Below are 2521 nucleotides of genomic sequence, written 5' to 3'. Positions count from 1 at the left end.
GGACATCAGATAGCCCGCGTTATCGTTGACCACCATCGCGAGCAGGCTCGCTCCCACAGAGAGCACAGGAAGCACCTGTGACCACAGTGCTGCCAGTGAGCACTTTGCAAAAACGCAGACAGCACCTGCACATATCCCCGTTGTACATCACAAATTTGCACTGTTACGATCCTGCAACGCTCGCGCGCGAGCTTCTTTATAAAGAACAATAAAAGCAGGGAGTTACTGATGACTGCTCAGGTTACTTCTCCGGGCAACCGGCCCATGGATGCCACGCAGAACGACGTGCTGGCCGAAGTCCGCAACCACATCGGTCACCTGACCCTCAACCGCCCCGCCGGCCTTAATGCCCTGACCCTCGATATGGTTCGCCACCTGCAACGCCAGCTCGACGCCTGGGCGCAGGATCCCCAAGTGCACGCCGTTGTCCTGCGCGGCGCCGGCGAAAAAGCCTTCTGCGCCGGTGGCGACATTCGCTCGCTGCACGACAGTTTCAAAAGCGGCGACACCCTGCACGTGGATTTCTTCGTCGAGGAATATGCCCTCGATATCGCCATTCACCACTACCGCAAACCTGTCCTCGCGCTGATGGACGGCTTCGTCCTGGGCGGCGGCATGGGTCTGGTGCAAGGCGCCGATCTGCGGGTGGTCACCGAAAAGAGCCGGCTGGCGATGCCGGAAGTCGGCATCGGCTACTTCCCGGACGTCGGCGGCAGCTACTTCCTGCCACGGGTGCCGGGCGAACTGGGGATTTATCTCGGGGTGAGCGGCGTGCAGATCCGCGCTGCCGATGCCCTGTATTGCGGCCTGGCCGACTGGTATCTGGACAGCGGCAAGCTGGCCACGCTGGACGAGAAACTCGACCAGCTGCAATGGCACGACACCCCGCTCAAAGACCTTCAGAGCCTGTTGGCGACCCTCGCCGTGCAGCAACTGCCCGACGCTCCGCTCGAGACGCTGCGCCCGGCCATCGACCACTTCTTCGCCTTGCCCGACGTGCCGAGTATTGTTGAGCAACTGCGCGAAGTGACCGTCGCCGACAGTCACGAGTGGGCCACGACCACCGCCGACCTGCTGGCCACCCGCTCGCCCGTGGCTATGGCGGTCACTTTGGAAATGCTCCGTCGCGGCCGCCACCTGAGCCTCGAACAATGCTTCGCCCTTGAGCTGCACCTGGACCGCCAGTGGTTCGAGCGCGGCGACCTGATCGAAGGCGTGCGCGCCTTGCTGATCGACAAAGACAAGAACCCGCGCTGGAATCCGCCGACCCTGCAGGCGCTGGACGCCGCACACGTGGCGAGTTTTTTCACCGGGTTTGACCAGAGCGGGAACTGAGCCATGCACGATATCGAACTGAGCGAAGAGCAAATCATGATCCGCGACATGGCCCGGGATTTTGCCCGCGGCGAGATCGCGCCAAACGCCCAGGCCTGGGAAAAAGCCGGCTGGATCGACGACGCCCTGGTGGCGAAGATGGGTGGGTTGGGCCTGTTGGGCATGGTGGTCCCCGAGGAATGGGGCGGCACCTATGTCGATTACGTCGCCTACGCACTGGCCGTGGAAGAGATCTCCGCTGGTGATGGCGCCACCGGCGCGTTCATGAGCATCCACAACTCCGTGGGCTGCGGGCCGGTACTCAACTACGGCAGCGAAGAACAGAAACAGACCTGGCTGGCGGACCTTGCCAGCGGCCAGACCATCGGCTGCTTCTGCCTGACCGAGCCCCAGGCCGGTTCCGAAGCGCACAACCTGCGCACCCGCGCCGAACTGCGCGACGGCCAGTGGGTGATCAACGGCGCCAAGCAGTTCGTCAGCAACGGCAAACGCGCCAAGCTGGCCATCGTATTCGCCGTGACCGATCCGGATCGGGGCAAGCGCGGCATCTCGGCGTTCCTGGTGCCTACCGATACCGCTGGTTTCATCGTCGACCGCACCGAACACAAGATGGGCATCCGCGCGTCGGACACCTGCGCCGTCACCCTGAACAACTGCACCATCCCCGAAGCCAACCTGCTGGGTGAACGCGGCAAAGGCCTGGCCATTGCCCTGTCCAACCTCGAAGGCGGCCGCATCGGCATCGCCGCCCAGGCCCTGGGCATCGCCCGCGCCGCGTTCGAAGCGGCGCTGGCCTACTCCCGCGACCGCGTGCAGTTCGCCAAACCGATCATCGAGCACCAGAGCGTGGCCAATATGCTGGCGGACATGCAGATGCAGATCAACGCCGCCCGCCTGCTGATCCTGCATGCCGCACGTCTGCGCAGTGCTGGCAAACCGTGCCTGTCGGAAGCGTCCCAGGCCAAATTGTTCGCATCGGAAATGGCCGAGAAGGTCTGCTCCTCGGCGATTCAGATTCATGGCGGGTATGGCTATCTGGAAGATTATCCGGTGGAGAAGTACTACCGGGATGCGCGGATTACGCAGATCTATGAAGGGTCGAGCGAGATTCAGCGGATGGTGATTGCGCGGGAATTGAAGAACTACCTGGTGTGAAGCATTAAAAGCTTCGCGGGCAAGCCTCGCT

General features: G+C 62.8%; 2 protein-coding genes. Both read left to right on the top strand.

The window, feature by feature from the left end; all coding sequences use genetic code 11:
* The first annotated feature begins 228 nt into the window (after positions 1–228).
* The gene (locus tag ACW9JE_RS30215; protein WP_224541705.1) at positions 229–1335 is read left to right on the top strand and encodes an enoyl-CoA hydratase/isomerase family protein; all 1107 of its coding nucleotides are present in this window, start codon (positions 229–231) and stop codon (positions 1333–1335) included.
* Positions 1336–1338: 3 nt separating this feature from the next.
* Entirely contained in the window at positions 1339–2490 is a 1152-nt protein-coding gene (locus tag ACW9JE_RS30210) for an acyl-CoA dehydrogenase family protein (RefSeq protein ID WP_457434848.1), read from the top strand.
* The last annotated feature ends 31 nt before the right edge of the window (positions 2491–2521 follow it).

It is taken from the genome of Pseudomonas sp. SDO55104_S430 (assembly GCF_054070595.1).
Note: the sequence above shows the minus strand (reverse complement) of the source record. Positions and strands in the feature narration are given on the sequence as shown.

What these genes read in the sequence shown, in the direction of transcription:
- ACW9JE_RS30215 (WP_224541705.1), top strand. Translation starts at nt 229, where the DNA reads ATGACTGCTCAGGTTACTTCTCCGGGCAACCGGCCCATGGATGCCACG.
- ACW9JE_RS30210 (WP_457434848.1), top strand. Translation starts at nt 1,339, where the DNA reads ATGCACGATATCGAACTGAGCGAAGAGCAAATCATGATCCGCGACATG.